General features: G+C 65.6%; 20 protein-coding genes. 10 read left to right on the plus strand and 10 right to left on the minus strand.

Features of this window, described 5'->3' with window-relative positions:
* Nucleotides 1–49: 49 nt before the first annotated feature.
* The gene (locus AB0C30_RS51470; RefSeq protein WP_357958255.1) at nt 50–226 is read left to right on the plus strand and encodes a hypothetical protein; all 177 of its coding nucleotides are present in this window, start codon (nt 50–52) and stop codon (nt 224–226) included.
* Nucleotides 227–330: 104 nt separating this feature from the next.
* Here AB0C30_RS51470 and AB0C30_RS51475 read toward each other — a convergent pair whose 3' ends face one another.
* Nucleotides 331–564, minus strand: a complete 234-nt coding sequence (locus tag AB0C30_RS51475) for a hypothetical protein (RefSeq protein WP_357958257.1) — start codon at nt 562–564, stop codon at nt 331–333.
* A gap of 1,359 nt (nt 565–1,923) precedes the next feature.
* Here AB0C30_RS51475 and AB0C30_RS51480 point away from each other — a divergent pair.
* Nucleotides 1,924–2,265 carry an NUDIX domain-containing protein gene (locus tag AB0C30_RS51480; protein WP_357958259.1) on the plus strand — a complete coding sequence of 114 codons (342 nt, stop codon included), beginning with the start codon at nt 1,924–1,926 and terminating at the stop codon, nt 2,263–2,265.
* 157 nt (nt 2,266–2,422) lie between these two features.
* A complete protein-coding gene (locus AB0C30_RS51485) occupies nt 2,423–2,749 on the plus strand; it encodes a hypothetical protein (protein WP_357958261.1) in 327 nt (108 codons plus the stop codon).
* Nucleotides 2,750–2,806: 57 nt separating this feature from the next.
* On the opposite strand, the gene AB0C30_RS51490 is transcribed toward AB0C30_RS51485, so the two are convergent.
* Nucleotides 2,807–3,430 (minus strand): DJ-1/PfpI family protein, encoded by a 624-nt coding sequence (locus tag AB0C30_RS51490; protein WP_357958263.1) that lies wholly within the window; start codon nt 3,428–3,430, stop codon nt 2,807–2,809.
* 171 nt (nt 3,431–3,601) lie between these two features.
* Between AB0C30_RS51490 and AB0C30_RS51495 the strand changes: the two genes are divergently transcribed.
* Entirely contained in the window at nt 3,602–4,486 is an 885-nt protein-coding gene (locus AB0C30_RS51495) for an amidohydrolase family protein (RefSeq protein ID WP_357958307.1), read from the plus strand.
* A 16-nt stretch (nt 4,487–4,502) separates the two neighbouring features.
* Complete coding sequence (locus tag AB0C30_RS51500; RefSeq protein WP_357958265.1) at nt 4,503–5,204, plus strand: hypothetical protein; 702 nt, start codon at nt 4,503–4,505, stop codon at nt 5,202–5,204.
* A gap of 12 nt (nt 5,205–5,216) precedes the next feature.
* On the opposite strand, the gene AB0C30_RS51505 is transcribed toward AB0C30_RS51500, so the two are convergent.
* Nucleotides 5,217–5,813 carry a TetR/AcrR family transcriptional regulator gene (locus AB0C30_RS51505; RefSeq protein ID WP_357958267.1) on the minus strand — a complete coding sequence of 199 codons (597 nt, stop codon included), beginning with the start codon at nt 5,811–5,813 and terminating at the stop codon, nt 5,217–5,219.
* A gap of 131 nt (nt 5,814–5,944) precedes the next feature.
* Here AB0C30_RS51505 and AB0C30_RS51510 point away from each other — a divergent pair, with 131 nt between their 5' ends.
* Nucleotides 5,945–6,715 carry an SDR family oxidoreductase gene (locus AB0C30_RS51510; RefSeq protein ID WP_357958269.1) on the plus strand — a complete coding sequence of 257 codons (771 nt, stop codon included), beginning with the start codon at nt 5,945–5,947 and terminating at the stop codon, nt 6,713–6,715.
* Between the two features lie 10 nt (nt 6,716–6,725).
* Here the strand turns inward: AB0C30_RS51510 and AB0C30_RS51515 are convergent, their stop codons facing one another.
* On the minus strand, nt 6,726–7,616 hold the full coding sequence (locus AB0C30_RS51515) for an EamA family transporter (protein ID WP_357958271.1): 891 nt from the start codon (nt 7,614–7,616) through the stop codon (nt 6,726–6,728).
* A 68-nt stretch (nt 7,617–7,684) separates the two neighbouring features.
* Here AB0C30_RS51515 and AB0C30_RS51520 point away from each other — a divergent pair, with 68 nt between their 5' ends.
* The gene (locus AB0C30_RS51520; protein WP_357958273.1) at nt 7,685–8,542 is read left to right on the plus strand and encodes a LysR family transcriptional regulator; all 858 of its coding nucleotides are present in this window, start codon (nt 7,685–7,687) and stop codon (nt 8,540–8,542) included.
* 111 nt (nt 8,543–8,653) lie between these two features.
* On the opposite strand, the gene AB0C30_RS51525 is transcribed toward AB0C30_RS51520, so the two are convergent.
* From AB0C30_RS51525 to AB0C30_RS51550, 6 genes are all read right to left on the minus strand, one after another.
* Nucleotides 8,654–9,217 carry a GNAT family N-acetyltransferase gene (locus AB0C30_RS51525; protein WP_357958275.1) on the minus strand — a complete coding sequence of 188 codons (564 nt, stop codon included), beginning with the start codon at nt 9,215–9,217 and terminating at the stop codon, nt 8,654–8,656.
* Between the two features lie 146 nt (nt 9,218–9,363).
* Complete coding sequence (locus tag AB0C30_RS51530; protein WP_357958276.1) at nt 9,364–9,927, minus strand: DUF4303 domain-containing protein; 564 nt, start codon at nt 9,925–9,927, stop codon at nt 9,364–9,366.
* Nucleotides 9,928–10,121: 194 nt separating this feature from the next.
* On the minus strand, nt 10,122–10,583 hold the full coding sequence (locus tag AB0C30_RS51535) for a hypothetical protein (protein WP_357958278.1): 462 nt from the start codon (nt 10,581–10,583) through the stop codon (nt 10,122–10,124).
* Nucleotides 10,584–10,621: 38 nt separating this feature from the next.
* On the minus strand, nt 10,622–11,308 hold the full coding sequence (locus AB0C30_RS51540) for an SDR family NAD(P)-dependent oxidoreductase (protein WP_357958280.1): 687 nt from the start codon (nt 11,306–11,308) through the stop codon (nt 10,622–10,624).
* A gap of 81 nt (nt 11,309–11,389) precedes the next feature.
* The gene (locus tag AB0C30_RS51545; RefSeq protein ID WP_357958282.1) at nt 11,390–11,782 is read right to left on the minus strand and encodes an ester cyclase; all 393 of its coding nucleotides are present in this window, start codon (nt 11,780–11,782) and stop codon (nt 11,390–11,392) included.
* A gap of 374 nt (nt 11,783–12,156) precedes the next feature.
* The gene (locus AB0C30_RS51550) at nt 12,157–12,765 is read right to left on the minus strand and encodes a TetR/AcrR family transcriptional regulator (RefSeq protein ID WP_357958284.1); all 609 of its coding nucleotides are present in this window, start codon (nt 12,763–12,765) and stop codon (nt 12,157–12,159) included.
* A 404-nt stretch (nt 12,766–13,169) separates the two neighbouring features.
* Here AB0C30_RS51550 and AB0C30_RS51555 point away from each other — a divergent pair, with 404 nt between their 5' ends.
* Genes AB0C30_RS51555 through AB0C30_RS51565 form a run of 3 tightly spaced genes read left to right on the plus strand, consistent with a single transcriptional unit; the run spans nt 13,170 to nt 14,227 of the window.
* Nucleotides 13,170–13,679 (plus strand): hypothetical protein, encoded by a 510-nt coding sequence (locus AB0C30_RS51555; RefSeq protein WP_357958286.1) that lies wholly within the window; start codon nt 13,170–13,172, stop codon nt 13,677–13,679.
* A gap of 29 nt (nt 13,680–13,708) precedes the next feature.
* Entirely contained in the window at nt 13,709–13,834 is a 126-nt protein-coding gene (locus tag AB0C30_RS51560) for a hypothetical protein (protein ID WP_357958288.1), read from the plus strand.
* 57 nt (nt 13,835–13,891) lie between these two features.
* Nucleotides 13,892–14,227 carry a GNAT family N-acetyltransferase gene (locus AB0C30_RS51565; protein WP_357958290.1) on the plus strand — a complete coding sequence of 112 codons (336 nt, stop codon included), beginning with the start codon at nt 13,892–13,894 and terminating at the stop codon, nt 14,225–14,227.
* Nucleotides 14,228–14,246: the final 19 nt, after the last annotated feature.

Consider the following 14,246-nt stretch of genomic DNA (forward strand, 5'->3'; position numbering starts at 1 on the left):
TCACCTGGCAGCGAAGCTCGCCGGTTCGGATCAACCCGGCACCGCGCTGGTGTCCGCGCACTGGCAGGGCCTCCTGGCCGAGCACGGCAAGGCCTACTTCGACACCGACGAGGACATATTCGCAGAGCAAGCCAAGCTTGCCCGAGAGATCACGAACTCGCTTGTCGAAGCATGCGCCTTCAACATCCAGGTCGGCGCACCACTGGCCGCGACCCTGCCCATCTGATCGCTCAGATCGAAGTGACGCCGACCTGATCAGTGACCTGGACTGTCGGCACTCCTGAGCAACTTCGCGAAGGCTTCTGTGACAGCCCTCTACGGGAGCTGCTCCTATAGCTTGCCGGCGGACAAGGCCAGGTAGGCGGCGCCAGCCGAGTTCAGGACGTTGATCCACCCAGGATGGGCGAGATAGGCATTGCCTGGAGCGGTAGGGCCGAGGTCATCGAGTATGGGCAAGAGGGCATCGACCACGGTCTGTACGAGGTCGGCTTCTTGGTCATCGCTGAAGAGGTAGGGGATCAATGCGTGGGCCCCCATTTGGTCGATGAACGTGTCGTCGATCAACCAGTGCACGGCAGCGGTGAGGTCTGGCCATCCCCGCCCTGATCGCCAGTGGTGGTTTTGGAAGTCGTGGTCGCCTAAGACGCGTAGTGCCTCGAGAACGTCCTCACGTCGCTGCGGCCACTGAACCTGAGGTGTCACTGGATGTCCTTTTTCCCATCGGTGTGGGCAAGGAAGGCACGGTGGGTGGTCGGGGCGATCGTGATCACCGCCGCGGGCCTGGGAGCTTTCAACGGAGCGGCCCGCTGGGAGGCTTTAGCCTTTTGCCAGGCTGATGCGCCAACGTGTTGCGCCTGCCGCACAGATTGTGGCGCCACCGGCTGTTATAAGGACGAGCGCTGGAATCCTCACAAGGTTCCGAACGTCGTCGCATCCGGCAATCATGAATTCTTCGGAGTACATCCGAAGAGACTCATCGTGCGGCACTCCAACGAAAGCGGATCCGCATCTCTCTCCACTCGAGGTGACCGGAAGGATACCCGTGAGAACGCCGGAGCCGGCCATAAGTAACCCAGCGAATATCAGCGCCTTGGCATTCATTCGGAAGCTCCCCCTTTGTGTCGAATGATCGCAATGAATCATGCCATGCCGCGATGCGCTTGGGTAGCGCAAGAGGACTGCAGATAGACCAGCGCCCGCCTGGGGGGATGTCTGCCAGTTGGCATCTTCGTGCGAGCGGCCCCAAGCCGAGCAAGGTGAGCCGCTCGGTTGAGCTGTTGACGCACAGCTAATGCGTTACCGGCAGAGGCATGCAGCCCGTTTCTACATTTGGGCCGCGCGATTCGATCAGCACTCGCTCGGGGCGTACGTCTCCGGTGAGGCAAACTCCGACTCGTACTTTGAGGCCAAAGACCACTCCAGGTGGTGGCGTAGGCTCCGTCCACAATGTCGGGATGTCAAATGCATGAGCTCCTATCGAATCCGCTGGGTAGCCCAGCGCTTCAAAGGCAGCCTTTACTGAGTCTGGATCGAAGTCCTGCGCGGCCCGCAGTTTCTGCAGAGCTGGGCGTATTCGCTTGGCGGCGGCGTCGGCGATCCCCTGTTGGGAAGGTGTTAGGTCTGGGGGATACTTCCACGCGTTGTTCTCGGCTTGATGCGGTGCCACGTCTCCGCCGCCGCGTGTCGATTCGTCGTAGGGGATGGCGCGACTGGGACTGGGAGATGACGAGCTGGGCCTGTTCACGGGTGGGTCCGCGATTGGCGGTGCTTCGGTTCCACAGGCCGTCAGTAGGGAGAGCGCGACAGCGCTTATCAGTACCTGTGCTAAAACCCTGGCCAGGTTAGGCATAAGGAGATTCTGCCAACACGCGGTAACGAAACGCTTCAGCGGCACGAAGTGCCGGTGCGTCAGGAGAGGTGCGGATGAGTTTCCGGCTGGCGGCGTACGCCGTGTGCATCGAGGACCGGCGGGTGCTGCTCGCTCGTCACGTACCACCCATAGGCGAATCTGCTTGGACTCTTCCCGGCGGCAGGGTCGAACACGGGGAGGATCCGTTCGACGCGGTGATCCGGGAGGTCGCTGAGGAGACCGGCTACGACGAGGTGGTGGAACGCCTGCTGGGCGTGGGCTCAAGGGTGATCCCCGCCGCCGTCGCTTGTCGGCGTCGATCATCGCTCGTCGACATCGGCCTCGCCCTGGCGCAGACCGTTTCGGCGACCGGCCACGTCGCTCCGGTCCCGGTCGGCGGTCTGATCCAGCATTGAGGCCGCCCTACACGACCCGAGGCGTCATACCGACTCACGGCGGATCTCATCCAGCGCGCCGCTCGAGGCGAATGGTGATCAAGCCAGCCGCCGTACCGGCGGAGGTCGAGTCAAAGGGGGTAAGACCTTGAAAAGCCTCAAGTTCATCAGTGTGATCTTGAGCGCATTGACCGCGCTCCTGTTCCTGCCTGTCAGCCCGGCCGGCGCGGCCGTCAATACAGTCTGCGCCGGAAGCCTGCCCACCGGCTGGGTCAAGACGAACGACTTCTGGGATCCGACGCGCTGCGGAAATCCGTCGAGGATCACCTACAACGTGTGGAACATCGCGTCCTATTACGACCAGCCCGTCGGCACGATCATGACCGTCTGCTCCAACCAGCTGCCCGCCGGCTGGGTCACCATCAACACCGAGTGGGACCCGTCGAGCTGTGGCCACCCATCCCGGATCTCCCAGAACATGTGGACCATCCAGCGCCTCTCCTGACGGCGTTCTCGCCATTGACCGGCCCCGGACGCCCGTGCGTCCGGGGCCGAACCCCCTTCAGCGGATTCCACGAGCGAGCAGGTCTTTGGCGGCCTGAGGGGCCTTCGCCGGTGAGCCTGCGTCGAAGGGTGGTTGGGGGTCGTACTCGATGGCGAGTTGCACAGCCTCCGCGGTTGTCTGGTCAGCGATGCGCGCCACAAGCGCCAGCGCCATATCGATACCGGAGGAGACGCCGGCGGCGGTCACGATCTTGCCATGAAACACCACCCTTTCGGGGGTGTAGGTCGCGCCGAACGACTCCAGCACGTCGACCGCTCCCCAATGAGTTGTCGCAGGCAGCCCATGGAGCAGTCCGGCGGCGGCGAGCAGCAACGAGCCGGTGCACACCGAGGTCGTCCAGGAACTTCCCTTGTGCATGCGGCCGATCCAGTCCAGAAGCGGGCGGTTGTCCAGCAGCGCCCTGCTGCCTGGGCCTCCGGGCACTAGGAGCACGTCGCATGAGTCAACCTCGGCGAACGTGGCGTCAGCGGTGATGGCCAGCCACTTCGGCACGTCCCGGATGGGCCCGGACGCCGCGGCCACGAAGACGATCTCAACATCGGGAAGGAACTTCAGCACCTCGTACGGGCCGACCGCGTCCAACGCTGTGAACCGATCGAACAACGGTATGGCGATACGCACCGTGCCTCCTTTCGTCTGAAGAGCCGCCTATGGCCCTGCCCTCAGCACGGCGATGGCATCTCATTGTGCATAGAGTCGTCGTCTAGAGATCGGGGCCATGCGTAGGTGGCGAGATAAGAGCACCGTCCGGTCGTTCGACAAGAAAGGCGGTACCGGGTGAGTTCCACCCCCATGGCCTTAGGCGAGGAGGCCGCTGAGGTCCACCGTTTCTGGGCCGGGCTCGGTCTCCCCGGGCTGATCGACGTCCACACCCACTTCATGCCAGAGCGTGTCCTGCACAAGGTCTGGGACTACTTCGACGGCACCGGGCCGCTGATCGGTGGGCTGAAGTGGCCGATCACCTACCGGAAGCAGGAGGCGGAGCGGACGGCTCTGCTGCGGGAGTTCGGGGTCCGGGCCTTCACCGCGATGCTCTACCCCCACAAGCCCGGCATGGCCAGGTGGCTGAACGAATGGGCAGCCGATTTCGCCCGCCGTACCCCCGACTGCCTGTACACCGCCACCCTCTACCCCGAGCCGGACGTCGAGACATACGCCCGCGAGGCCGTTGAAGCAGGGGCGCGGGTGTTCAAGGCTCATGTGCAGGTGGGCGCGTACGATCCGGCCGACGAACGTCTCCAGCGGACATGGGCGCTGCTGGCCGAGGCCCGCATCCCCGTGGTGATGCACTGCGGCTCCGGGCCGGCGCCCGGCAAGCACACCGGCCCCGAGCCCATCGCGCGGGTGCTTGCCCGCCACCCGAAACTGCGGCTGATCGTCGCGCACATGGGCATGCCCGAGTACGAGGAGTTTCTCGACCTCGCCGAACGGTACGACCAGGTACGGCTGGACACGACGATGGCGTTCACCGACTTCACCGAAGAATTCATGCCGTTCCCCCGCAAAGCCCTGCCACGTCTCACCGCGCTTGGCGACCGCATCCTGCTCGGCTCCGACTTCCCCAACACCCCCTACCCGTACCTGCACCAGCTCCAGGCCCTGGAACGACTGGGACTCGGACCGGACTGGCTGCGGGCCGTATGCCACGACAACGCAGCGACCCTGTTCGGCCTATAGCAGGTTGGGACGGTACGTGATGACGGAACTGACGACGTACGAAGGTGGCTGGAGCAAGGTCTGCCGCGACCTGGACAACCATCCCCAGATCAAGATCCTTCACGCCTCGCAGGGTGAGCTCGACACGGGTTTCACCGATGTCGCCGCCTCGTGGGCGGCTCTCGTGGGTGAGCAGGAGGTCAAGGCGCCCGCCGCGCTGGAGCAGTGCGATCTGCGCTTTCGGGAGCTGGGGCGCCAGTGGATGGGTGAAGGGCGGCCGTACGTCAACGGTGAGTTCTACCTCACCCACCTCGCACGGGCGGGCAGCCCGGGGCTGGGCGAGGAGTGGATTGAGTCGTGGACGGGCAAGGAGCTTTTCCCGTCATCGCAGCTGCGCGTTATCGATTGCCACCCCATCACGGGTACGGGTCACTATGCCGCGCTGCGGCTGCTTCCAGGCGGGGACGAACCCGAAATCTGGTGGGTGGCCGAGCCTCGCTATGGCGCCTGGAAGATGGACGTTGGCTACCCGGAGTACCTGGAGATGCTTCAGCTGACAAAGGGCGCCTTCTCCTGGCAGTTCTTGTTCACCCGAGCGCCGCTGGACAATGAAGAGTTCGAGGGCGTGCGCGATCGCATGGAGAACATGCTCGACGCGTTGCCGGTCCTGTTCCCCGAGCACGACTACAAGCCGCTCACAGAACGCTTCTCCGCACGTTCTTCAGACCGATGTAGTTAGATCTCACGGCGATCAAGTGGTCGCACGGAGGTGTTCGATTCCGGTGTCGAGCGCCGCCTTGAGGTGGGTCGAGTCGCCCGTGGCCATCATGATGGTCACGCCTCCCTGGATGCCCGCCAGCAACGCGGCGGCCGTCCGGTCCACCTCAAGGGCCGGCCCGACCAGTCCGTTCGCTTGGAGGGCCCGCATGCCGCGGGCGAGCTGCCGCTGCCATTGGCGCATCAGCTCCGTCACGATTGCCCGTGCACCGGGCGTTGACCGCCCGACCTGCAGGAACAGGGACCCCAGAGGGCAGTGGTCGCCCTGGCGTTCATAGCGTTCCACCACAATGTCCCGCCACTGATGCCAGGACTCCCACGAGTCCAGGCGCCCCAGGTACGGCTGCTGGTCCTCCAGGACGCGGTCCGCCTCGAACTGGGCCACCGCCAGCAGCAGTTCGTCCTTGCCAGCGGGGAAGTAGTGGAACAGCTGGCTCTTGCTCGTACCGGTGCGGCCGCGGATGTCGTCGAGCGTCGTGAGAGCGACACCTTGCTCGCGCAGCAACTCGGCCGCGCCCATGACGATGCGGGCACGCGTGGCGCGGCCCTTCGCGGTCGGCGCGTCCGGCATCCAGCCCCTTCCAGATCATTGGACTAACGGGTCCATTTTACTGGCATAAGGTCCGAGCGACTCTGGACTTGCCGGTCCATTTTCTGCGAGGCACAGTTGGCCACGCACTGCGAGACAAGGGAGGTCGCGTCATGAGTGAACGACTGCGGAACAAGACGGCGCTGGTCACGGGGTCGACCAGCAATATCGGACAGGCGATCGCCGAAGCGTTCGCCGCCGAGGGGGCCCACGTCATCGTGTCGGGGCGCAATCAGGAACGCGGGGCACAGGTCGTCGAAGGGATCCGCGCATCCGGTGGCCGGGCCGATTTCCTGGTGGCGGACCTCGATGGCAGCGTGGAGTCCTCCCAGGACCTGGCAGATCGGGCCCGTGAGACTTTGGGCGGGCGGATCGACATCCTGGTGAACAACGCCGGCATCTATCCGGCCCCCAGCACCACCGCCACTGACGAGAAGACGTTCGACAAGGTCTACGGGGTGAACGTGAAGGCGCCGTTCTTCCTCACCGCCGCCGTCGTTCCGGCCATGATTGAGTCAGGTGGCGGAGTGATCATCAACCTCGGCTCGTGGATCGCTCGCCTGGGCGTTCCGCTCGGCGCACTCTACAGCTCCGCCAAGGGCGCCATGGAGACGCTCACGCGGGCATGGGCCGCGGAGTTCGGCCCGATGGGGGTGCGGGTGAACGCCGTCTCGCCGGGTGTGATCCTCCCCCCGGCCGCGAAAGGCAGCGAGCCCCATCCGGGCGAGATCATGATGAAGGGCACCCCGGCCGGCGGCATCGGCACACCGGATGCCATCGCGCATGCCGTGGTCTGGCTCGCCAGTGACGAAGCGGCCTTCGTACACGGAACCGTGGTGGACGTCGACGGGGGCAGGACCGGGGTCGCCGTCATCGCCGCGTAATAGCGCGGATTCAGCCGCGGCGTACGAGGACGCTGAGGGTGTTGGCGGCCACGATGGCGCCGATGCTCGCCCATTCCGTCGAGCCCAGGTTCTGGCCCAGGCCGATCCAGCCGACGAGGGCCGCGAGGAGCGGGTTGACGCTCATGAAGAGCCCGAACGCCTGGGCGGGTACGCGACGCAGCGTGAACAGGTCGGCGAGGTAGGGCACCGCCGAGGAGAGCACACCGGCCGCGACGGCATAGCCGACGGCCGCGGCGGTCGGCGGCCGGTGCAGGACGAGGATGATGCCGACCGGCAGGAACATCAGCGCGGAGATCCCCGCCGCCGTGGCCGAGCCCTGCGCACCCGGGATGCGGCGGCCGACGGTGCGGTTGAGCAGGATGTACGCCGCCCAGCAGCACGCGGCCAGCAGGGCCAGGCCCATCCCCACATAATCGGCCGAGGGCTGGGGGCGCATCAGTACGACGACACCGGCCGCGGCGATCACCGCGCAGAAGGCGTCGACGCGGCGACGCGCGGCGGCGAGGGCGATCGTGAGCGGGCCGAGGAACTCCAACGTGACCGCCAGGCCAAGGCCGATGCGATCGATGGCGGTGTAGAGGGACAGGTTCATGGTCCCGAACACCACGGCGAGCCCCAGCACCGGCCGCCACTGCGCCCAGGTGAAGTCCCTCAGACGGGGGCGGCCGACGGCGAGCAGGACGAACGCGGCGACGTACTGGCGGACCGCGACGACGCCCACGGGCCCAAGTACGGGGAAGGCAAGAGCACCGATCGCGGCGCCGACCTGGTTCGACAGGCCGCTGCCGGCCATCGTGACCACGCCGGCCAGCCGCCCCCTGGACGGCGCTGGGATCAAGGGCCCCGAAGACAGGGAAACCGTGTCGGACGCGCTTCGCATGACTAGATGGTGGGACCTGGCGATGCTTGCACAAAATGCGTTTACTGCGGGATCTATACACTTGAGTCATGGATGATGTGGAGCTGCGGCAGTTGCGGTGCCTCGTCGCCATCGTCGACGAGGGCACCTTCACCGACGCGGCCATCGCTCTGAGCGTCTCCCAGGCGGCGGTGTCCCGGACTCTGGCCTCGCTCGAACGCGCCCTGGGGGTGAGGCTGCTCAGGCGTACCTCACGCGAGGTGACACCGACCACGACCGGGCTGCGGGTGGTCGCCCAGGCCAGGCGAGTGCTCAGTGAGGTGCACAACCTGGTCCAGGAGGCCACCTCGGGCCACAGCATCCTGCGGATCGGCTATGCCTGGTCGGCGGTCGGCCGCCACACGCCCGCGTTCCAGCGCCGCTGGGCCGCGACGCACCCCGGGACGGATCTGCACCTGGTACGCGTCAACTCCGCGACCGCCGGCCTGGCGGAGGGCGCCTGCGACCTCGCCGTCATCCGCAATCCCCTGGAGGACCGCCGCTTCGAGAGTGCCATCATCGGTCTGGAGCGGCGCCTGTGTGGCCTGTCCGCCGAGGACCCCCTGGCCACACGCCGGTCGCTACGCCTTGCCGACCTCAGCGAGCGCATCCTCCTGATCGACCGGCGGACCGGCACCACCACACCCGAGCTGTGGCCGCCCGGCTCCCGCCCGGCGACTGAGGAGACCCATAACGTCGACGACTGGCTGACCGTGATCTCCAGTGGACGCTGTGTCGGCATGACGGCGGAGTCCACCGCGCACCAGTACCCCAGGCCCGGCGTCGTCTACCGGCCGGTCCGCGACGCCGAGCCCATCGCCGTACGCCTCACTTGGTGGCGAGACGACCCGCATCCGGCGATCCAGGCGGCGATCGAACTGCTCACGGCCCTCTACCGGGGCGACTGAAGACGGAGTACGCGTCCGCCGGCGCATCGGAAGGCTTCCACCTCAGCCGTCCACGGATCTCAATCCCGACGCGTCGATCATCTCGGAGCCAGAATGCCCCGCCGGGCGCCTCTAGGACGCGAGCTGATCGGTAGTGGAACGGTTGTCGGCAAGGGTTCGGACGATGTCAGGACCCCATGTGTACTCGACGACAGGTAGTTCGAATCCTGTAGGGAAGCGTTCCATGAACTCATTGGTGGGATGGCCGCCGAGACGCCGGTAAAAGGTGATCGCGGCCACGTTATCGCGCAACACCTCCAGGTAGACCGTCTTGTCAGGGTGTTGCTCGGAGGCCCAGCCAAAAGCGTGGTACACGAGTTGGCGACCGATGCCGGACTGCTTGCGCTCCGGCTGGACGTGCAGGTTATCGAGCAAGAGGCGCCCGTCGGTTCCGGCGTCGAGATAGGCAAATCCCAGCAGGACGTTGCCATCGACGGCAACGAGCAGGCAGCGGGCGCGATCCGGTTCCGAGGCGAGGGTGGCGAGTCGGATGCTCCACATGGCCTTGCGCTCGTCGAGCAGCGGCCCATTCAAATAGCTGGCGGGCATGATCCCGGCATAGGCAGTCAGCCAGCTACGAGTGTGGAGCTCTGCGATCTGCTCGGCGTCGTCTTGGGTACCGGATCTGATCTGCATGGGCATAGAGGTTGGCATAGTCGCTGATAGAGCCGGTAATCGCCGGAGGCTTACCTGAAAAGGTCTTGCATGGCACTGCGACCGGGCCAGGACCTCTCAGGACTCGGAGAAGACGGCCCCTGGAATGAGCAAGGCCAGGCCGGGGCTCACGTCTCGTCGAGCTGCCGCAGATACCCGGCCAGTTCGGGGACCGTCGGCAGCGTCTGCGGGTCGACGCTCTTCCGGATCAGACCGGCCTCCTCATCCCCGCGTTGCCCTTCGAGGATGACGACGACGAACCCGGGCGGAAGCGAGCCGTGAATGCCGCCCCGGCGCGCTGTCGTGGTCATCGCTTTGCAGGCATTGGCCATCGCGCTGTCGTGCGCCGCCTCGAGTGCGTCCATCGCCGCATCCCGTTCGGGCTCGGTGGTAGCGGGCGCCAGATACTCCTCAGTGAGACGCTGATACCACGGCGACATCGCATCGCTCGCGGCGTCCAGGACATCCCACCGCCACTCCGGCGGGACGAACCGTGTCGAGTACCCATAGTCCTCGCGCACCGCTGCCTCAGTGTTGGCGGCCAGGGCGGGCGGGAGGATCTTGGCACCGTCCATGTAGAAAAGATGGAACGCCGCGCCGTACAGCCGCTCGCCCGGACACGCCGCCGCAAGGTCACTCAGGATGCGGCATCCGCTGTCATGCCATGCCTTCTCGAAGGCGCCCCAGTCCATCGCCGCATGCTAGCGCGCGATCCTTTAGCCACGGCCGGCTGGATATCAAGGGCCTCCCGCTGCCGATGTTTGCTAATGGCACGACGATCAGCCTGCGACCAACGCGCAAACGCCATCCGTCTCATCCTCCCGACTGCTGCCGTCTCCCCTGAGGGGGAAGCGGGCCAGGAGTCGAAGTGCCCTCGCCGGAGGCATTAAAAGGTGGTCAGCGCACGTCGCGCGCCTCTCGAGCGCCAAGCGGTCACGACTGACTGCACGAGGGTGGTTGATACGCCGTTCGTAGTGTTCACCTCGTAGTCGTACGGACCGAACGTATGCATGCCGTTGATTTCGACGTGCCCACGGCCTTCCCCGGCACGACGGTCCCCGCGCTCGTGTTCTCTTCGGTCGATCTCCGCAAGATCGCAATGCACCCCGACCAGGAACACGTCGAAGTCAGTCAATAGGCGTGATAGTTCCTCGCGCCAGGTCCGGTATTCGATGACATGTTCCAGGATCAAGTCGTTGCCTGCGGTCGCAAGGGCAGGCAGGCATCGGTGAAAGCCTTTGAAGAACCGTGGCCGCATCTCGTTCCACCAGGAGAAGGGGCCTTCGTCTTCCCGCCGCTCCGGGAGCATGCCGCTTGCCACGAATTGGTCGGAGGAGACTCGCTCCACCGGCTCCTCGCCGCCACCGGACTACGCCCGCGTGGCGACTACCAGGGCAGTTCCCCGGTCTCGTCTTGGAAGGTTCCTGTCGGGCCGTCCACATCGAGAGTGGCCAGGCGTACGACGGCTCTGGCGCTCTCCTCCGGCGATCTTCCGATCCCGAAGGCCGCGGTCATGTCGGTGGCTGTGGTGCCGGGCTCCAGGGCGTTGAACTTGATGCCGGGCTGGGATTTGGCGTACTGGACCGTCAGCATGGTCGCCGCCGCCTTGGACGCGGAGTAGAGCGCCAGCGGCAGGTGGAACTCAGGCCGGTCAGGGTTGTTCACCGCCCAGAACGATCCGGCGCTGCTCGATACGGTGACCACGGTGGGGTTCGAGGACTTGCGCAGCAAGGGGAGTGCCGCTTCTGTGACGCGTACGATCCCCACCGCGTTGGTGTCGAACACCCGCAGGGCCGTGGGACCGTCGAGGGGTTCGTTCCCGAGGATGCCCGCGTTGTGCACCAGGACGTCGAGCTGTCCCTCGGCCGCGTTGATCGTCGCCAGCGCGCTGCGCACCGAGGCGTCGTCGGTCACGTCGAGCTGCACGAACCGTGCGCCGAGGGCGGCTGCGGCCTTCTCGCCTCGCTCGATGTCGCGCGCACCGATGTAGACGGTGTGCCCCAGTTCCAGAAGTTGTTTGGCTGTCTCAAAACCGATGCCCTTGTTGGCTCCGGTGATCAGTGTGACGGTCATGGGTTCCCTCTCGAAATGTGTGGCCCGAGTGGACCGTTGGATGCGACTGCTCTCCACGTCGCCGACGTCGGCCCCGAAGGGTCAGCCGGTAAGCTGCCGGAGTAGCTCACCGGCGTCGTGCAGGGCCGTCATGTGCACGAACCGCCCGTCGCGCACCTGGTAGATGGCGTACTCGGTGATCTCGAACGAGGCGCCGGTGGGTGCCACCCCGAGCCACTCCTTCACCGGCGTTCCTGTGTTGACCAGCCGCGCGGCCAGGCGATCACCGTCGAAGAGCAGTTCCTTGAGCTCCCAGTGCAGGTCCGGAACCGCGTCGACGTCAGCCTTCTGCACGGCGATGAGGTCGTCCCGGGTGGCGGGCTCACCGTTCAACGTGGTCCGGTCGTCGATGTACTTGTCCATCTGATCGAACCTGTGGGCGTTGAGCTCACTGATGTAGCGCAGGTAGAACCCACGCAGATCACTGTCGGACATCAACTGTCCCTTTCTGTACGGCACCGGGTATGGCGATCCCGGTGCTTGCCCTCGAGAAGTCCCACGGGAGGCGACCTACCACAACTTCCGCATCGATCGATGCGGAATTCCACCGTAGCACGTTCTGCATCGATCACTGCGGAAGTGCGCGGACCTGTGGGGATGGAGACATGCGGAACTGGCCGGGACGGCTCGCTCGTGAACATCAGGAAGCGTCACAGCCCGGACAGGCTGCGCAGAACGCAGGAGTCGTTGCTTCAGGGGTCAGCCGGGCACCTGGCAAGGGACTCTCCGCCAGCAGTACCTGAAGTCCTTGGCGCGAACCCAGGTTGGCAATGACACGGTTGTTCGCGAAGACGAACACCGGGCGGCTCTCAGCAGGGCGGCCAGTTGCGCAGGGCGGCGTCGGCCATGTCCTGGAGTTCGTCGCGGCCGACGCCGCTGGCGGCTTGCACGGCGATGCCATAGGCCAAGGCGGTGATGTAGCGGGCCAGCAGTGCCGGGTTGACCTCCGGTGGCAGGTCGCCGTCATCGACGGCTCGTTGGAACCGTTCTCGAATGCAGGAGTAGCCACTGTCGCGCCACGCGACGAGGAGGTCTCGGGCTCCACGACTGGAGTCGCCGGTGGCCAGGGCACCCTGGACACCCAGACACCCGTGGGGACCTGCCGGGCGAGTGGTGGTTCGAACAGTGCCGGCAATGATCGCCGTGGCGACACCGAGGGCGGTCGGCTCGTCCAGGGCTCGGGCCAGGTATGCGCTCGGGCCTTCGGTGTAGCGCTCCAGGGCCTTGCGGAACAGCTCTTCCTTGTTGCCGAAGGTGGCGTACATGCTGGTGGTGGAGATGCCCATCGCGTCGGTCAGGTTGGCCAGACTGGCCCCCTCGTACCCCTGCTCCCAGAACACCAGCAGGGCGCGCTCGAGCACTTCGTCGGCGTCGAATCCCCGCGGTCGGCCGGTTGGGCGGCGCTGCCTGGTCTCCACTCCCGCAGTCTAACCCTTCTGCAACGATCGATGCGGAAGATACTAGCCGGCCAGTGCCGTACGGCTGGCGGTCGAGGGCGCACACGTGTTCATCACCGGCTGGCGCAAGACCGGACTCGACGCGGCCGTCGGCGGCGGACCTGGTGGTCGCAGAAGGAAGGGGCTCCCGACAGCATCCGGTTGACCGTGCGCGGCACCCGGCGCGAAGCCGGTCGAGCCTTCGTCATGAGAGCAGGTGACGGAAGTCAAACCCGCTGTGTCAGCTTGGGAATTGCCGGGATCTTGGCCCGTAGAGGCGTAGGCCCGCGACCTGGTCTTCCGCGCGACGCGCGCACCTCGCCCGGCTGATCATCCAGAAGCCGAAGCCCCCGCCGGAGACGCGTTCTTAAGGGATGATGAGTGCTGTGCCTGACCTGCTCTGGGATGACGTGAAGGTTCTCTTCGACCCTGAGGTCACCGGAGCGTTGCCTGACGTGATCGTAGAGGGGACGACTGTCGAGGACTGGCAGGTGCTGCTGGATCTTGTCCGGGCGCAGGGCTGGCAGTACGCCTTCTCGGTAGATGGCGAGCCGATGGAGCTCACTTCGGCTGCTGACATGGCCGCGGCTGCCTACGCCGGCGGCAGGCCCGAGCTGAGAGTCACGCCCGAGCTGAGAATCTGGCCGAGCCCCGACATGCTGATGATCTTCCGCATGTATCAGACCGAGTCCATCGACTTCGACGTCGATCTCAGAGAGTTGCAGGGGCAGGAGCGGTTGGACGTCCTGGTGGATTTCTTCTGCGCGATTGGACGGCGTCTCGGGAAGTCCGTGTTGATGACCGCGGAGGGATCTCGCGACCATCCGGATCTTGGGTTCGACATCGAGGCTGACCGGGTGGTGCTGATGGCAGATCCGGTTGATCCGCGCGTGTAGCAACTGTGAAGAGCTTGAGGCCGGGGTTCATGCCAGCAGGGGAAGCGGGCCAGAGCCACGGGGACAAGGTGGAGTCCACGCTGGTGGCCCTGGTCTGCTCGGCTTGGCCTGGATCGATGGCGGGCGAGGTGATCAGCTTCCACCTCAGCCGCTAATGGACCTCTTCCTTTCGCGATCATCCCGGAGCTGGAGGCGTTCGAGAAGGGCATCGCGTGCGCGACAAGATTGAGACCATCAGGCTGCGGCTGACTGCTTGCACGCTCAACGACACTGACGAGTTCCACGGCCTATTCAGCGATCCGCTAACCCACACGATCGGGGCGGGGCCGTTCACGTCGCGGGCTGAGACGGTGGACTGGCTTGAGCGCAGGCTCAAGACGAAGCAGGAGTATGGCTTTGTCTGGTACGGCATTCGCCATCGCGACGGCGGCCCGCTGATCGGTGGCTGTGGCATTCTCGCCAGCCGCACAGGTGGCCTTCCCCTCATAGCGTGGAGACCGAACCGGGAGAGGTTTGGTCGTGGCAGCAGTCACGCGGCGGCGCTTTGATCCGGAGTTCCGGGCGGGC

It is taken from the genome of Nonomuraea sp. NPDC048901 (genome assembly GCF_040649695.1).
GTDB lineage: Bacteria > Actinomycetota > Actinomycetes > Streptosporangiales > Streptosporangiaceae > Nonomuraea.